Source organism: Geomonas subterranea (assembly GCF_019063845.1).
In the GTDB taxonomy this organism is placed as follows: domain Bacteria; phylum Desulfobacterota; class Desulfuromonadia; order Geobacterales; family Geobacteraceae; genus Geomonas; species Geomonas subterranea.
Map to the genome: position 1 here is coordinate 1,821,300 of NZ_CP077683.1, position 14,335 is coordinate 1,835,634.

A 14,335-nucleotide genomic window follows, 5' to 3' on the forward strand; every position below is an offset into this window, starting at 1 on the left:
TTAACACATCTACCAGATACACAGTCAGCTTCAACACGCCCTCTGGGCCATGTTTTTTTAATCTGGACAGTAGTTGCCATATTTGTCCTTTTTTCGTAGTATTGCTCTTGACGTTTGCGGTCTCTGTAGCATTTTTTTGTAATTCTCAGCGAGGTTTCATGGATAGACAATACATTGAGCTCTACCGGTACCAGTATTCTAAGTCCAAGAGAGAGCTAGTACAGGACTGCTTAAAAGCAATGGATTCTATTCCAGGCGTTACAGATATCCAAATCGAAGATGAGTGGGAGTACAAAATCACCATCTCATATCTATATAGTGAGCCAAGCTTGAACGTGAGTGATACCGTCTTTCACAGGCATGGCGTCACCAGTACTGTATGTAACTCCATTTTAGGCTAGCCTTCAGTAGTGCTTAAATGACAATGGTACATTCACATAGTCCTGCAATAATTCGAGCGGATAACCTTGTAGCCCATTTTCACTTCACCTCTAACCTCAAGCGCACCCTCTTGTGGCAGAACGCAGTCAGCAGTTTGTGCGCCCTATGTTGCTCAATTTCAGGTAACGGCATAGCATCCCCGCAGCATCAATATGAATGCTTCCTTATACCACAAGATATGCGGTCTAGAAAGGGGATTGGTCTGAGGATCAAAACGGGGTCGGCTATTCGACGGAATCGATCTCTCCTATACAACGAGAGAGGAGTCGCTAACTTTTTAAAATGAATCACCATCTGACCTTCCAAAATAGTGCTACAAGCCGACTTTCTTTGCGACCCTAAGCATGACATATCTGATTAAAAAACTACCCACTACAAGGCTGATTTGCTCGCCGGGGTTTAATATAAAACAAGAAAAGGCAGGGTTTTACCCCTACCTTTAATCTACGCTGCTTGTCTTAAATCGTAATTTCTCTTATAGCGATAGTATAACGCATATACTCCACCAGTTTTCAATCCATATTTTGCAGCCACATCCTTTATATGAACTCCAGATTTGACAAGATCGTAGACCTCCTTCCTCTTCGATGGATGGATCTTCCGTTGTGGGTAGAGCCCGTGTTCAAACGCATGGGTGTGGTTCTCCATGCTAGTGACCCATTCTAAGTTCTCAAGTCTGTTGTCCCGTTTATTGCCGTTTTTATGGTTGACCATGGGCTTGTTCTCAGGGTTCGGAATGAACGCAAGGGCTACGAGTCGGTGAATGTACCAGAGCTTAGTTTGACCGTCCTTGCACAACACCACACGAAGGTAGCCAGCCTTCATGTTGTCCACCGGATTCATGATGTTCAGTTTTTTACTACTCGGACGTGGTAAACTGAAGACTACCCCGTTCTTAGTTATTGCGTATAGCCCCTCGTATCCTGGGACCGGTACTGTTACGCCTGTGATTGATTCCATTGCAAATTCCTCGATTAATTAAATTCTAGGTGAACTAGTATTTGTTATTAACCGGGGAATGTTCTTCATACGAAAAAGTCTGTTTTCAATTTTTCGATCAAACTTTTGCTAGGGGAGTTATTAACAGTAAAGAACGGAAATTTTGATCGTCATCGTTTCTTTGACATAGTGGCTATTTAATATTAAGTCCTCGAAATTAAGCACCAACGAGGCAAATGTCTTTGACATTTAGGGTGTCGCGGTCTTACATCGTCGCGAGTGAATATAAATGAGATGTACCCCAGATCGCTGGTGTACTAGTGAGCAATCTACAGGGGAAAAAGGAACCATCGAACAGTTTAGCCATGAGTTTCGGTGTATGCGGTAAATCTAGACCTGGGCGCATCCTCCTTTTTCTAGTGGGCAGTGTATCTAACACAGCTCCTCTCTGAAGAATTTTCAGCTTCAATTTTTTTTGAGGTTGAGGATCTACAGGGAGGAGTGTATCTACTGTTTGAGGTCGAACTTTACGTGAAGGGATATGGCTTATAGTAGAGATTGGTTGTTACATCGTGTCCAGATGAAGTTGCGGAGCATGACAGGACGGCTTTTCGGGCCGTCCTCTGCATTGTAAATTTGCACCCTGGGTTTTAGTGTGATTTAGTCGGCGTTACAGTGTTAAACTGCACTTGAACAAACGTGAATCCTGACATTCGCCATAGTATTAATTTTGTTCATACCGGACATTCGACAACAATGCAGTTGTTACTTTCCAATTCAGCAAGTTGGACAGTATGCATCCTCTACACCAGAACCGAAACTCTACCCCTAGAAGGATATGTGCATAATAAAGGCCCCATCACATTAATGGGGCCTCTGAGTTTGTCTCTGTTGGATCAACAGAATTGTTTCCTCGTCATAAGAGATCGAGCTTTCTCCTGGATCTCCCCTGCAACCAGAGGATCAGCCTGCATTATCAACTTATACAAGCCCTCTGCGTTCACCATCAAAACCCGCCGGATTGCTGCACCAGTATAGCCAACATAAAACCTGTGCTCGCGGCTTGACAGGGTAAACCGTTCATCCTTAAACGGCTTGTTCACCGCATTGCTGTAGTTACTGATTCCCAGCAGCCGGCATATATCCTGGGCCATATACCAACTGCGACCGTCAAGTGGACGGTTCCTGATTGTTTGGGCGTTATCATACCCGAATAGAATGATGCACAACTTAGTCATCGAAGACCTCCCTGAGAAATCAGGGGAGAGTTCCCCCTCCCCTGTTCGTGCTTTAGCTGGTAGGATGATCGCTACTCTTGGCCGGTTTCTGTTACGGGGGCTACGATCTCAGCTATTGCAGGGTAAGCTTCTTTGAAAAGCTTGGTCGCCTCATCGGAAGTTTTCGGGTCTGTCATGTACGACTTAAACCTGTCGTGTACATACTCCCGCATCTTTTCCACTTTGGTACCGTCGTTGTACCCGAGGATGCCTTTTTCCTTGTTGACGGAGTAATCACTTAGAGCATTGCCTTGCAGACGCTTGAAGGTTGCCGTCAAAGTAGATTTAGGAGTCAGGATTTCGACCGCCTTCTTAATCTTCTTGGTGTCATCCATGAAGTCCTTGTTGGCGATGGCAACCTTTAGCACTGCGTGAAGAGCTTTGCCGTTCTGTGTGTCGGGGAAAGTGATGGTGAGTTTGTTGTCCATTGTTTTGTCTCCTTAGAGTTGGTTCGGGTCAGGACCATTCCTGCCTCTACCTTCTAAGGGCGACTTTTATTATCGCTTTACGACTTTGCTGGTCGCTTAATAAAAAGACCACTGGGGAGGGTTAATCATCGGAGGAGTATACTCGCATTTGTTTCCGGTTTTGATGTGCCCATTAAGATATTTGAACAGTGGGGCATCAGTGAAACCAGCCTTCATCTCCAGTTCCTTAATATTTTTCAGTGCATCTTTTATGTTTTTTTTAACCTTATCTCGGTTTCGCTTTACTTCAGGGTCGTCTTCTTTGGAGGATCTCAATCTGTCTATTTCTCGTTCGATCAGTTCCACCTCCTCATCAATTGATTCAAGCCCTATATAGTCGTAATCGGAGTTTAGTTCCGTACGCTCCTGCAGCAACTCCAACAACCTTTGTCTCAAGTTCGCCATCGACTTAGCCTTACTTTCTCCATTTCTCACCATTTGGCCTGAGTGCCTATCAGCATCATTCTCAGTTGCAAACTCTCTCTCGATACAGAACGCTGAACCTTTGATAGCTTCCGGGTTTGGCCGGGCTTGGATCTCAATTACGCTCATTGGTACCCCTGGATTATCTAATAACACTTTTATATAGGCCATCCCAGCCAAATTCTTGACACCATTTAACTCGACACGTTCAAATTTAAGATCCCAGCTTTGAGTAGTCTTCGCAAATCGATATTGACTGACACTTACCTTTAATTTTTCTGTAACTATATGTGAAACTGGCTCATCATAATCCAGGTCCAAAATAATGTTGTCTCCTGCATTTATCTCTAATGTTGGCAACTTTACCAATTCTTTTGTCGGAGTTCCTGCCAACAACTTGGCAAGAATATCAAGCCTTATGTTTGCTTTATTATTAGAAGATATCGCTGCTATTATGTTCCTAACCTCTATACACGTTGTTCCTGTGTCCCATGCATGTCCTGGTACACCGCCATCTCTACTAGCGTTTTCCCAAGTCTCCTCAGAGGTGTAGCAGGGCAATAAGGTGTCATCGCTGATCAGGTCAGTAATGTACCAATAATACTTATTCCAAAGCTTCATATATACTTCAGACCATTCTTCAAAGTCAAAGTAGCCTTTGATCTCCATCTCTAAGCAGGTAAGCACATCAAGCACCTCATTTAGATGCCACCACTCTCTTACGGCTAATGCTTCATAATCAAAATGGTCGAGCCTTTTCATAGGTAAAATCTCTCAGCAGAAACAGTAATGGGATTTGTTATCCCTTGCTGTAGTAAAATTATGTCAACAAATCAGACACTTAAACCGGCACAGCTTATATTACGGCATCTATCGCGGCAAAACGCCCTACACATACCACAACTAACCTCCCGAAACAACACATGATCGAGGTTTCTATGGCTCGGACCGAAGGAGATCTGTTTGCGAAGCAAATTGATCGACAGAGGCCGAAGAGGTTTCTGTTCTAGGAGCACCATATCTATTAGTACACAGACCTATGCCGGGGTCGTGGTTCGCAAGCTTTCCGACTTCAATAATCTGAAAACTCTCCTGGTCGCATAACATGAATTTGATTTCCCTGCGGGAGTTTGCTTTTCTTACTCCCTGCTTCCCTACAGGTACGATGACAGCACTCCTCCACTTGCCACCAACAATGAAGTAAAAGCTCCCACGTGAGGTCTGGCGGACGTTCCAACGATGACTCATGTTGGTACTACTCTCTCATTGTTACCATGACGGGTCCCCAGGCAACCCAGTTGTCCACATGATTTGCTACCAGAAGTTAACGAATCTTTTAGCTAATCCGGGCTGTTACCCTTACAACTCATCAATATCATTACCGTATCATTTTTTACAGGGCATATTACGTCGGCCAGCACTGCTAACTGCTCTGCCACGGGCTTATCTCCACACCGTAATCTAAGAGCTTCAGTGCCTCCATCAGCACTTTGGGCTGATATCGCTTTCCATACCTGCCCCATAGTCATATGGGTCACCAACATGCCCCACGATCTCAAGACCATAATCCATTTAGCCGACCAGCGTGGTTTCCCCTGTAACACTCATAGGGGCTTGCACTTACAGTTACTGTCAGCACAACCAATTCGCGACAAGCGGCGGGATAGGTAACAGTATCCAAACCCTACCGACATCACAGTAATGATCGCCATTAAAGGCTTACCTACACCAAGTGCCTTTATTCCGAATATCCCCGCATAAACGCCAAGCATAGGGGAACCACAACAACCAACGAGAAAACATCCTGCACTCATCAGAATACCAACAAGGGTTATACTGCCAGCCGCACCTGCTGCCATTGCAGCCTGTCGAAGCGTGACGTACTTGGCCCAAGCCCATACAGCGAAGGCAGAACCAAGACCATACGAAAAACCCATGTAATAATCTTGAGCCTGAACATAGTAGTCAAAGCCCCACAAACCACCTTGTCCCACACCGACATCAGCCCAACCATCAGTCGGTATTGCCGCTTGGTATCGTACATAGAGAGCATGGCCTAAACAAACGCCAAGGAACGTGCCCCACGGTAACCACTGTTGCCAACGGAACTTTAGCTTGGTCATTGCTTTTTCAAATTGTCAGCGATAACAGTGAAGCCTTTGGCTGTCTTAGACAGAGTGCCCTGTACCACGACAACATCTTTTAGTGCAGGGGAGGCTCCGCCCCACAAGAATGGAATCTTCTTGGTGCTCTTGTCTGTAAGGCAGTCAGTTGTGCATGTTGAGCAATTTGCGCTGTCAATTAGGGTAAAACCTTTACCGGGTGTAACTGCTGCGACCCTTCCAACTACGGCCACTTTACCGATATGGGTGTCAGGTTTAGCTGCAAGCTCATTAATGGACAACGGTTTCGTTGTGGCGCTCCAGACAGGTGTAACCAATGAAGCACACAATAAGGAAAGGACTGCTACTGAGTACTTAGATTTCATTTCTACCTCCGTTCCTTTGCTAATGACAGAGCACTTTTATAGTTGGTGATACATTGTCGAATGCCAATGTTACGCTTTCCACACGGGTATATCAACACCATAGTTTAAGTGCTTCAGTGCCTCCAAGAGCACCTTTGGCTGATACCTCTTACCATACCGTCCACTGGTAATGGTAGCGTGAGCATGACCCAGTATCTCTGCAATGGCAGCTTCGGAGATACCCTTTTGCTTGAGCACATCTGCTACGGTGTGTCGCATACTGTGAAACACCTTCTTGGGATCTTCGGTTACGTAATCTCTGTTGTACCGAGCATACCACTTGCCAATACCGTTCGTGTACCCATGCAACCGTATTAGCCCCAGATTCATCCACAGTCTAGGTTGCTTTTCGTCCTTGCACTTCTCATAATACCGGATCATCCCTAGTTCTATAAGCTTAGGATGCACAGGGATCATCCTTGCACTGGCAGCATTCTTGAGGCGTTTATCACCAGTATCGTTGATGTCGAAGCACCAGTAGTCATCCAACTTAACAAAATCTTCAATATGGAGCTGGCATATCTCGTTGAGCCGCAAGCCAGAGTACAAGCCTATTAGTGGAATCCAGTATCGCTCTGGTGTCCCAGGGTCCATGGGTAGATGAGCAACTAAGTTCTTGATGTCGGTAAGGGTATAGGTGCTTCTTTCCTCGTCTGCTCTCTGCTTCAACGATAGCTGCAAACCGGTAGCAGGGTTCCTAGGTATCATCTCCTGCTCATGGCAATACTTCAGCAGGCTACCGATCCTGGCTACATGCTTGTTGACCGTCTTGGGACTCATGCCTTCACCTGTATTCGATGCAATGACATCCTTCACCGATTGTCCACGGTACTTGTGGTAAAAATATGGTGGCACCTTAAGCAGGGACGATCTCAGGTCTATCAGCATAGGTCTGGTGATGGTGGACACATCCACATTGCCCATGATGTCTACCAGCAGCTTAAACACCCCTTCTACCTCTAGTTTCGTCTTTTCTGTCCAGCCAGCCTGTTTCTCTGCCGTATAGGTTTGGATCACGTTGATTAGTAGTTTATTTTTGCTCTGAGGCTCAGCCTTACGTACCAGGGGTACTAGCTCTTGAACGATCAACTTGACCATATCATCAGTTAGCATACCAAGACGCAACAACGCATACGCCCTGAGTGTTTGCATCTCCAATTTGTTAGCAGCAATCTTGGCTATGCTTGGATCACTTGTTCTGAGGGAGCGCTTGATTTCTTTGGCTGGAAAGTAATGGGTAAGGTCTTGAGGGACATCTAACCGGAAGTAGTAGATGCCATTTCGGAGGTATACATGTTCTCTAAATACAGAAAGCCCTTGCACAAAAGGTCTCATAAGAGGTCTCACTTCATGCAAGGGCTTATCTTTTACTAGTCTTATCAACTAGTTATATGGCTGGCGTCCCCGAGACGATTCGAACGTCCGACCCCTTCCTTAGGAGGGAAGTGCTCTATCCTGCTGAGCTACGGGGACAAGTCAGACGGACTTTATACAATACCGCCGCCTGTTTGGCAAGAAGTTTTGTTAAAACTTCAACAACGAGAACACCTTGCCCTCGGGAAGCTTCTTGGCCCCCTCGAGGAATTCGAGCTCGGCCATGAAGCAGCACTCTACCAGCTCGACGTCCATGCTGTTGATCATGTCGACGACTGCGGCCATGGTGCCGCCGGTCGCCAGCAGGTCGTCGGCGATCAGCACGCGGTCTCCCTTGTTGAAGGCGTCGGTGTGGATCTCGAGAGTGTCGGTGCCGTACTCGAGATCGTAGGTCTTCTTGAAGGTTTTGGAGGGAAGCTTGCCGGGCTTTCTCACCAGCACGATGCCGGCGCCCAGCTTGTACGCGAGCGCGGCGCCGATGATGAAGCCGCGGGCCTCGACTCCGACAACCTTGTCTATCTTCTGCCCCACGTAACGGTGGGACAAGAGGTCTACCATGCGCTGGAACGACTTGGCGTCTCCTAAAAGCGTGGTGATGTCTTTGAAGAGAATCCCCTTCTTGGGGAAATCGGGGATGTTCCTGATGATGCTTTTAAGATCTTCCATGTCCAAAAGCCGCTCCTTATTTGGCTGTAGTTGCGCTGCGCCCCATTATGTCGGTGGCTTCCACGATTTTTCTGAGTTTCTCCAGTGACTTCGCCTCGATCTGCCGGATCCGTTCCCGTGTCACGCCGAAGCTGCGCCCGATGGTGTCCAGGGTCTGCGGGTCCTTGTCGTCCAGGCCGAAACGAAGGGTCAGTATCTTCTTCTCGGCGTCGGACAGCGTCTCGAACCACTGGGAGACCAGCTCGTACTTGTTCAGGTCCTCGAGCAGCACCGCCGGCGATATGGTCGAGGTGTCCTCGATGGTGTCGATCAGGAAGTAGTCGTTGTTCTCCCCCATGGGGCGCTCGATGGAGTAGGTCTTCTTCAGGAGCACCATGAGCCGGCGCACGTAGGTGACGTTCACCTCGAGCGCGTCGGCGACCTCCTTGACGCTCGGCTCCCGGTTCATCTTCTGCACCAGTTCCCGGGTCACCCTGAGCATCTTGTTGATGTCGTCGGAGACGTGCACCGGCAGGCGGATGGTGCGCGACTGGTTCACCAGGGCGCGCTCGATGGACTGCCTGATCCACCAGGTGGCGTAGGTGGAGAAGCGGCACTCCTTGGAGAGCTTGAAGCGCTCCACCGCCTTGATGAGCCCCATGTTCCCCTCTTCGATGAGATCGAGGAAGGGAAGTCCGCGGTTTATGTAGCGCTTGGCGATCTTGACCACCAGGCGCAGGTTGGAGACGATCATGCGGTCGCGCGCGGCCTTGTCGCCCAGGTCGATGCGCGCCGCGAGCTCCTTCTCCTCGTCCGCGGTCAAAAGCTTGGTCTTCTGGATCTCGCGCAGGTAGAGCTTGATGGCATCATCAAAATGCTCCACCACGGCCGCCTTGATCTCTTCTTCCTCGACCTCGGCCGGTTCGTCCTCTTCGACTTCCTCGACCTCCTCGAGTTCGAGTGAGTCCGGGTCCGGGTCGTGGTCCTGCTCGCCATCCAGAAAGAGAGGTTCCTTCTCCTCTAAAAGCTCGTCGTTGTCCATACCAGACTCCTTTGGCAAAGCGTGATTGATGTGCCGCAGCCTTTGCTACTGCTCCTCGTTCCAGCCGTTTTTGCCGATCAGCCTCACGAAGCGGCAGTCGTCCGCTTCCTCGCGGGTCACGCTGCCGTCGGGAGCCTTTCTTATCACCACCAGTTTCTGGTCCACGCGGTCACCTACCGGGATCACCAGGCGCCCCCCCGGCGCCAGCTGCTCGACCAGGCAGTCCGGGAGACAGGGGGCCCCGGCGGTGACCAGGATCGCGTCGAAGGGAGCCTCCTCGGCCCACCCCTCGGTGCCGTCCCCTATCTTCAGGTTCACGTTCAAAAGCCTCAGGCTGTCCAGCGCCTTGCGCGCCTTCAGGGCCAGAGGGCGGATCCGCTCCACGGTGCAGACGCGGTCGGCGAGCGTTGCGAGCACTGCGGCCTGGTACCCGGAGCCGGTGCCGAGTTCCAGGACCTTCTCCCGTCCGGTGAGGGCCAAGAGCTCGGTCATGCGCGCCACGATGTAGGGCTGTGATATGGTCTGTTTCTCTCCGATGGGGAGCGAGCCGTCGCTGTAGGCCTGGGCAGCCATCGCCTCTTCCACGAATATGTGTCTGGGCAACTCGAGCATGGCGTTGATCACCCGCTGGTCCGTAATGCCACGTTTCACCAGTTCGGCGACCATCCTCTTGCGTGCTACAGCTGAATTCATTCCCCCCCCGATCTTTGCCAGCGGGGAAATATAACAAATGACGTGCTAAAAGTCCAGCATCACGGCAGTTCCCACTCCTGCAGCGCCGCGATGGCGGCGTGGTTGGTGAGATCGATGTGCAGGGGCGAGATGGAGACGTGGCCGCGCGAAACGGCGTGATAATCGGTGCCGGGGACGTCCTGAAAACTGAGGTCAACGGTGCCGATCCAGTAGTAGTTCCTGCCGCGCGGATCGACCTTGTCAACGATGGTCCCCTCGTAGCTCCGCTTACCCTGGCGGGTGATCTGCGCCGGGAGGAGCTCTCCGGCGGGGAGGTCGGGCACGTTCACGTTGAGATAGGTGTCACGCGGGAGCCCCCGGCGCTGGACGCTCTGTGCCAGCTGAGCGGCGAAGGAGGCGGCCGAATCGAAGTTGTCCCCGGCGCCGCGGGTGACCAGCGACACGGCGATGGCCGGGATCCCCATCAGGGTAGCCTCCAGGGCAGCGGCGACCGTGCCCGAATAGGTGACATCGTCCCCCAGGTTGGCGCCGCGGTTGATCCCGGAAATGACCAGGTCGGGCCGGAAGGAAAGGAGACTGTGGATGCCGAGGTTCACGCAGTCGGTGGGCGTTCCATCGACGGAGTAGACGTTGTCGGCAATGCGCGCGGCCCTCAGGGGATGGTGCAGCGTGAGGGCGTGGGAGACGGCACTTTGCTCGCGGTCGGGCGCCACCACGACCACCTCGGCCACCTGGGACACACTCTGAATGAGGGCGGCAAGGCCCGGGGAATGCACGCCGTCGTCGTTGGTAAGGAGAACTTTCACGGTGGGTCCCTCTTAGTTCAGTTGCTGCAGAACAGGTCCAGATACCACGCCCGCCTTACCCATCTCCATTCGGCAGCGCAGCGACAAACTTTAACATATTTTAATCGCAATGAGAATCATGCACCCTTCTTCCCCTTGAATTCGGCGCAGGCCCAGTCGATCTGAGACAGAAGACCGCGCAACGAAGCCACCTCACGCTCGTCCAACTCGGCGCGGGAGAAGATGCGCCGCATGGTGCGCATCATGTGGTCGGGGTTTTGCGGGTTCAGGTAGCCGATCCTCAGGAAGGTCTTTTCCATGTGGGCGTACATCGGCTCCAGCGAGGCGGAGCCGGCCAGTTCGCGCGCGGCCTTGACCGGCGCGGGTGCGGCCCCCTTCAGGAATTCGTAGCAAAAGATGAGCACCGCCTGGGAGAGGTTCAAGGAACCGAATTCGTCGGCGGTCTCGATGGTGGACTGCCAGCGGCACAGCGCCACCTCGTCGGTGGTGAGCCCGCTGTCCTCACGTCCGAATACCAGCGCGAGGCGGCTGTTGGGCGCGCAACCGGCGAAGCGCTCCACGATCTCCGGTGGGGTGGAGATCTCCGCGCGGTACTTGCCGTGGCGCCTCGTGGTAGCCACCGAGTACTCGCTGTCGGCTATGGCCTCCTCCAGGGAGGTGAAGATGCGCGCGCTCTCCAGGAGGTCGCGTGCGGAGACGGCGAACTTTATGGCGTCCAGGTGATCCACCTGGCAGGGGTTCACCAGGCGCAGGTCGCGCAGCCCCATGTTTTTCATGGCCCTGCAGACCATCCCTATGTTGCCGGGACTCTGGGTCCCGACCAGAACGATGGAAACTCTTTCCTTCAAATCCATGCAATGCCCTTCGCTGTTACAGAATGTACGGCCGGAAACCCGCCGCGGGCGGCATTAGAGCATAACCTAAGGCAATTGACAATTGACAATTGAGAGCTGACAACGGGCAGAGCGGCCTGCCTGACCGTGCCGGCACAGCAGCTGCGCCATTGACAGGTTGATCCGGATCTGCCGGGAGGCCGGCGACAGAAAAGGGGACAGGCACCTGCGGGGCCAGCCCCATTACTGTCGCCTAGCGGTGGTTGTGGTTTGCTTTGGGACGACGGGGACGTGACTTGATCCGCTTGAGCCTTGCCCTGGCGTGCCGCTTGCGCCACCTCTGCACCACGAAATGGCTCGACCACAGACAGGCGATGATCCCGGCCAGCACGAGCATCAGGTAGGGCTCGTAACTTTGCAGGTCGGCGATGAAAAGAGAGGCGGTCTTGCCGAAGAGATATCCCGCCAGGGAAAAGATGATGGCCCAGGTAAGGGCGGAAAGGAAGTTCAGGTAGAGGAAACGGCGCGAGGGAAAGGTGGTCATGCCCAGGATGACCGGCAGCACGATGCGGAAACCGTAGGTGTACCGCGAGACGAAGGCAACGAAGGTTCCGTAGCGCTCGATGAGCCGCAGGGCCTTCTTGAATTTCCTGGCGAAGGTGGTGAACAGCCGCAATAGCTGCGGCCCCCTGGTGCGGCCGATATGAAAATAGAACTGGTCTCCCAGGAAGGAACCGACCAGCGCGGAGAACATGACCAGGTAGATATCCAGGTACCCCTGGAAGGCGAGGAACCCCGCGAAGATGAGGATGGCCTCCCCTTCCAGGAAAGTCCCCAGGAAGAGCACCCAGTAACCGTGCAGCTGCAGGTATTCTTTGAACAGTTCCTGCATAGAGGCTCCAGTTATGACAGTGGGACCGCCGCAGAGACAGTGGCAGCCACAACTGGAGAGTATAGCGCTTTATTATTTCCGGTAAACGGGGTTGGTGCCCCGGACTTCGACGACCGGTGCGTCCTCCAGTTCCTCCAGGTCCCCTGTATCCTCCTCGTACTCGTTCTCCCCGACCGCCCAGGCGTAAAACTTCTGCGAGTCGATCAGCTGCGGCTTGTCAGGGATGCCGTACACGCGGTTCTGCATCCCCTCGTCGTAGAGCCCCACGCAGCCGTGCGAAGCGGGTTTGCCGGGCAAGTCGCGGGCATGGATCCAGTAGGAGACGTTGTCGGGACCGATGTGGAAGCGCATGGCGTTGTCCATCGGGTACTGGCCGCTTTCGTCTTCGGTCTTGTAGAGGGAGGAGGTGTGGTTGCGGTGGCGGGCGTCGATGCGGAAGACCCCGACGGGTGTCTCATGGCCGGGGGCACCGGTCGCGGCGGGGGCGGAAAACTTGAGTTTGCCGTTTTCGTAGGCGCCCATCCACTGCTCGGTCATGTCGATCAGGATGTACTTGCCGTAGCGCTTCGCCTCAGCGTACTCCTCGGGCATCGGGGTGTAGCTGCGGGCGGCGGCGAGGTCGACCGGGACCTTGATGGTCATGCCGGGATAGACGTGGCGCCGGTCGATGCGGTTGAAGCGGGCCACGGTGACCCAGTCGGCTCCGAAAAGGGATTCCAGCGTTTCCTGCGGCTCCATGAAGTGGGCGCGCCAGGGGATCTTGGCGAGGCTCGGGTATTCTACCCGGGAGAGGTCCTCCTTGGCCGGATCCTGCGGGTTCGCTCCCGGCTCGGAAGTGGCGGAGGGGTTGTAAACCACGATGGAAAAGAGGAGTACGAGGACAACAAAAGCCAGAACCTTACGTAACATCTTGCCTGCTCCCAACCGGAAAACGACTAATGGGGCGTGCGCCCCATTTCGTTCTTAATTAACACCTTTGCCCCGGTCGGTCAAGAAAAAGCGCGTCCGGCCATGACTTCCTGTACGGCGCTGTAGGGGTCGGTGCTCTTGTCGCGCATACCGGCGAGGATCTCGTCGTACTTGCCGCTCCCCTTGATGGCGCCGAAAACGGTCTCGAAGAGTTCCTCCCTGAGCGTATCGGTGAAGAGCTTGGCGTTGCGCTCCTCGATAAGGCGCTGCAGCGCCCCCGACTCTTTCAGGTAGGTATGGTGCGCGTCGAACTCCTCGACCAGCGCTTCGATGCCGACGCCCCGGGCCCCTTCGGTCTGCAGGACGCGCGGCGCCCATCCGGCGGGGTCCGGGTGCTTCATCTCCAGCATGGTGGTGAGCTCGCGCGCGGTGCGCTCGGCCCCGTCGCGGTCGGCCTTGTTGACCACGAAGACGTCGCCGATCTCGAGAATACCGGCCTTGATGGCCTGGATGTCGTCGCCAAGCCCCGGGACCATGACCACGACCGTGGTATGGGCCGTGCTCACGATATCGACCTCATCCTGCCCTACCCCCACCGTCTCGATGACGATGACGTCCATCCCCATTGCGTCCATGACGTTGACCACGTCGGTGGTCGAGCGCGAGAGACCGCCCAGGGCCCCGCGCGTGGCGAGGCTGCGGATGAAGACCCCCGCGTCGTCGGCGTGGCGGTTCATCCTGATCCGGTCGCCGAGGATGGCGCCGCCGGAGAAGGGGCTGGTGGGGTCGATGGCGACCACCCCGACCAGGAGATCCTTCTTCCGGTAGGCGGAGACGATCTGGTCCACCAGGGTGGACTTGCCCGCCCCCGGGGGGCCGGTGATGCCGATGATGTAGGCGTTGCCGGTGTGGGGGTAGAGGCTCTTCAGTTCTTCGATGGCGCTCTTGAAGCGGTCATCGATGTCGCGCATTAGGCGCGCAGCGGCGCGTATGTCGCCGTCCAGCACGCGTTCGGCCAGGGTCATGGGAGGCTCCAGAATCCTTTCTACGTTCTACGTTTTAAGTTC

The 14,335-nt window shown here is 53.3% G+C and carries 15 protein-coding genes and 1 tRNA gene; all 16 read right to left on the minus strand.

All coding sequences use genetic code 11. The annotated features are described in order from the left end of the window. Positions 1-885: 885 nt before the first annotated feature. The 16 genes from KP001_RS07860 to meaB all read right to left on the minus strand — a co-directional run bounded on the left by KP001_RS07860 (position 886) and on the right by meaB (position 14,293). Positions 886-1,401 (minus strand): NUMOD4 motif-containing HNH endonuclease, encoded by a 516-nt coding sequence (locus KP001_RS07860; protein ID WP_217288980.1) that lies wholly within the window; start codon positions 1,399-1,401, stop codon positions 886-888. Between the two features lie 875 nt (positions 1,402-2,276). After that, the gene (locus tag KP001_RS22365) at positions 2,277-2,618 is read right to left on the minus strand and encodes a BRO family protein (RefSeq protein ID WP_217288981.1); all 342 of its coding nucleotides are present in this window, start codon (positions 2,616-2,618) and stop codon (positions 2,277-2,279) included. A 71-nt stretch (positions 2,619-2,689) separates the two neighbouring features. Then, positions 2,690-3,085, minus strand: coding sequence for a hypothetical protein (locus KP001_RS07870; protein ID WP_217288982.1), 396 nt, complete (start codon positions 3,083-3,085; stop codon positions 2,690-2,692). A 96-nt stretch (positions 3,086-3,181) separates the two neighbouring features. Beyond that, on the minus strand, positions 3,182-4,309 hold the full coding sequence (locus KP001_RS07875; protein WP_217288983.1) for a hypothetical protein: 1,128 nt from the start codon (positions 4,307-4,309) through the stop codon (positions 3,182-3,184). Between the two features lie 842 nt (positions 4,310-5,151). Beyond that, entirely contained in the window at positions 5,152-5,670 is a 519-nt protein-coding gene (locus tag KP001_RS07880; RefSeq protein ID WP_217288984.1) for a hypothetical protein, read from the minus strand. Further along, positions 5,667-6,035, minus strand: coding sequence for a hypothetical protein (locus tag KP001_RS07885; RefSeq protein ID WP_217288985.1), 369 nt, complete (start codon positions 6,033-6,035; stop codon positions 5,667-5,669). The genes KP001_RS07880 and KP001_RS07885 overlap by 4 nt, the downstream gene beginning before the upstream one ends. A 69-nt stretch (positions 6,036-6,104) precedes the next feature. After that, complete coding sequence (locus tag KP001_RS07890; protein ID WP_217288986.1) at positions 6,105-7,409, minus strand: site-specific integrase; 1,305 nt, start codon at positions 7,407-7,409, stop codon at positions 6,105-6,107. A 61-nt stretch (positions 7,410-7,470) separates the two neighbouring features. Next, a tRNA-Arg gene (locus tag KP001_RS07895) sits at positions 7,471-7,547 on the minus strand. A 51-nt stretch (positions 7,548-7,598) separates the two neighbouring features. Further along, positions 7,599-8,114: an adenine phosphoribosyltransferase gene (locus KP001_RS07900; protein ID WP_217288987.1), complete on the minus strand. Its 516-nt coding sequence runs from the start codon at positions 8,112-8,114 to the stop codon at positions 7,599-7,601. A 16-nt stretch (positions 8,115-8,130) separates the two neighbouring features. After that, the gene (locus KP001_RS07905; protein ID WP_217288988.1) at positions 8,131-9,135 is read right to left on the minus strand and encodes a sigma-70 family RNA polymerase sigma factor; all 1,005 of its coding nucleotides are present in this window, start codon (positions 9,133-9,135) and stop codon (positions 8,131-8,133) included. 45 nt (positions 9,136-9,180) lie between these two features. Then, on the minus strand, positions 9,181-9,828 hold the full coding sequence (locus KP001_RS07910) for a protein-L-isoaspartate(D-aspartate) O-methyltransferase (protein ID WP_217288989.1): 648 nt from the start codon (positions 9,826-9,828) through the stop codon (positions 9,181-9,183). Positions 9,829-9,887: 59 nt separating this feature from the next. Next, positions 9,888-10,634 carry a 5'/3'-nucleotidase SurE gene (surE, locus tag KP001_RS07915; RefSeq protein WP_217288990.1) on the minus strand — a complete coding sequence of 249 codons (747 nt, stop codon included), beginning with the start codon at positions 10,632-10,634 and terminating at the stop codon, positions 9,888-9,890. 116 nt (positions 10,635-10,750) lie between these two features. Continuing rightward, positions 10,751-11,488 carry an RNA methyltransferase gene (locus KP001_RS07920; RefSeq protein WP_217288991.1) on the minus strand — a complete coding sequence of 246 codons (738 nt, stop codon included), beginning with the start codon at positions 11,486-11,488 and terminating at the stop codon, positions 10,751-10,753. 232 nt (positions 11,489-11,720) lie between these two features. Beyond that, a complete protein-coding gene (locus KP001_RS07925) occupies positions 11,721-12,359 on the minus strand; it encodes a DedA family protein (protein WP_217288992.1) in 639 nt (212 codons plus the stop codon). A gap of 72 nt (positions 12,360-12,431) precedes the next feature. Beyond that, the gene (locus KP001_RS07930) at positions 12,432-13,268 is read right to left on the minus strand and encodes a L,D-transpeptidase (protein ID WP_217288993.1); all 837 of its coding nucleotides are present in this window, start codon (positions 13,266-13,268) and stop codon (positions 12,432-12,434) included. A gap of 80 nt (positions 13,269-13,348) precedes the next feature. Further along, a complete protein-coding gene (gene meaB, locus KP001_RS07935) occupies positions 13,349-14,293 on the minus strand; it encodes a methylmalonyl Co-A mutase-associated GTPase MeaB (protein ID WP_217288994.1) in 945 nt (314 codons plus the stop codon). Positions 14,294-14,335 lie beyond the last annotated feature (42 nt).

Excerpts from the sequence above, each read along its gene's own strand:
- KP001_RS07920 (WP_217288991.1), bottom strand. The coding sequence starts at position 11,488 with ATGGATTTGAAGGAAAGAGTTTCCATCGTTCTGGTCGGGACCCAGAGT.
- KP001_RS07900 (WP_217288987.1), bottom strand. The coding sequence starts at position 8,114 with ATGGAAGATCTTAAAAGCATCATCAGGAACATCCCCGATTTCCCCAAG.
- KP001_RS07880 (WP_217288984.1), bottom strand. The coding sequence starts at position 5,670 with ATGACCAAGCTAAAGTTCCGTTGGCAACAGTGGTTACCGTGGGGCACG.
- KP001_RS07860 (WP_217288980.1), bottom strand. The coding sequence starts at position 1,401 with ATGGAATCAATCACAGGCGTAACAGTACCGGTCCCAGGATACGAGGGG.
- KP001_RS07910 (WP_217288989.1), bottom strand. The coding sequence starts at position 9,828 with ATGAATTCAGCTGTAGCACGCAAGAGGATGGTCGCCGAACTGGTGAAA.
- KP001_RS22365 (WP_217288981.1), bottom strand. The coding sequence starts at position 2,618 with ATGACTAAGTTGTGCATCATTCTATTCGGGTATGATAACGCCCAAACA.
- KP001_RS07885 (WP_217288985.1), bottom strand. The coding sequence starts at position 6,035 with ATGAAATCTAAGTACTCAGTAGCAGTCCTTTCCTTATTGTGTGCTTCA.
- meaB (WP_217288994.1), bottom strand. The coding sequence starts at position 14,293 with ATGACCCTGGCCGAACGCGTGCTGGACGGCGACATACGCGCCGCTGCG.
- KP001_RS07905 (WP_217288988.1), bottom strand. The coding sequence starts at position 9,135 with ATGGACAACGACGAGCTTTTAGAGGAGAAGGAACCTCTCTTTCTGGAT.
- KP001_RS07875 (WP_217288983.1), bottom strand. The coding sequence starts at position 4,309 with ATGAAAAGGCTCGACCATTTTGATTATGAAGCATTAGCCGTAAGAGAG.
- KP001_RS07870 (WP_217288982.1), bottom strand. The coding sequence starts at position 3,085 with ATGGACAACAAACTCACCATCACTTTCCCCGACACACAGAACGGCAAA.
- KP001_RS07925 (WP_217288992.1), bottom strand. The coding sequence starts at position 12,359 with ATGCAGGAACTGTTCAAAGAATACCTGCAGCTGCACGGTTACTGGGTG.
- KP001_RS07890 (WP_217288986.1), bottom strand. The coding sequence starts at position 7,409 with ATGAGACCTTTTGTGCAAGGGCTTTCTGTATTTAGAGAACATGTATAC.
- KP001_RS07930 (WP_217288993.1), bottom strand. The coding sequence starts at position 13,268 with ATGTTACGTAAGGTTCTGGCTTTTGTTGTCCTCGTACTCCTCTTTTCC.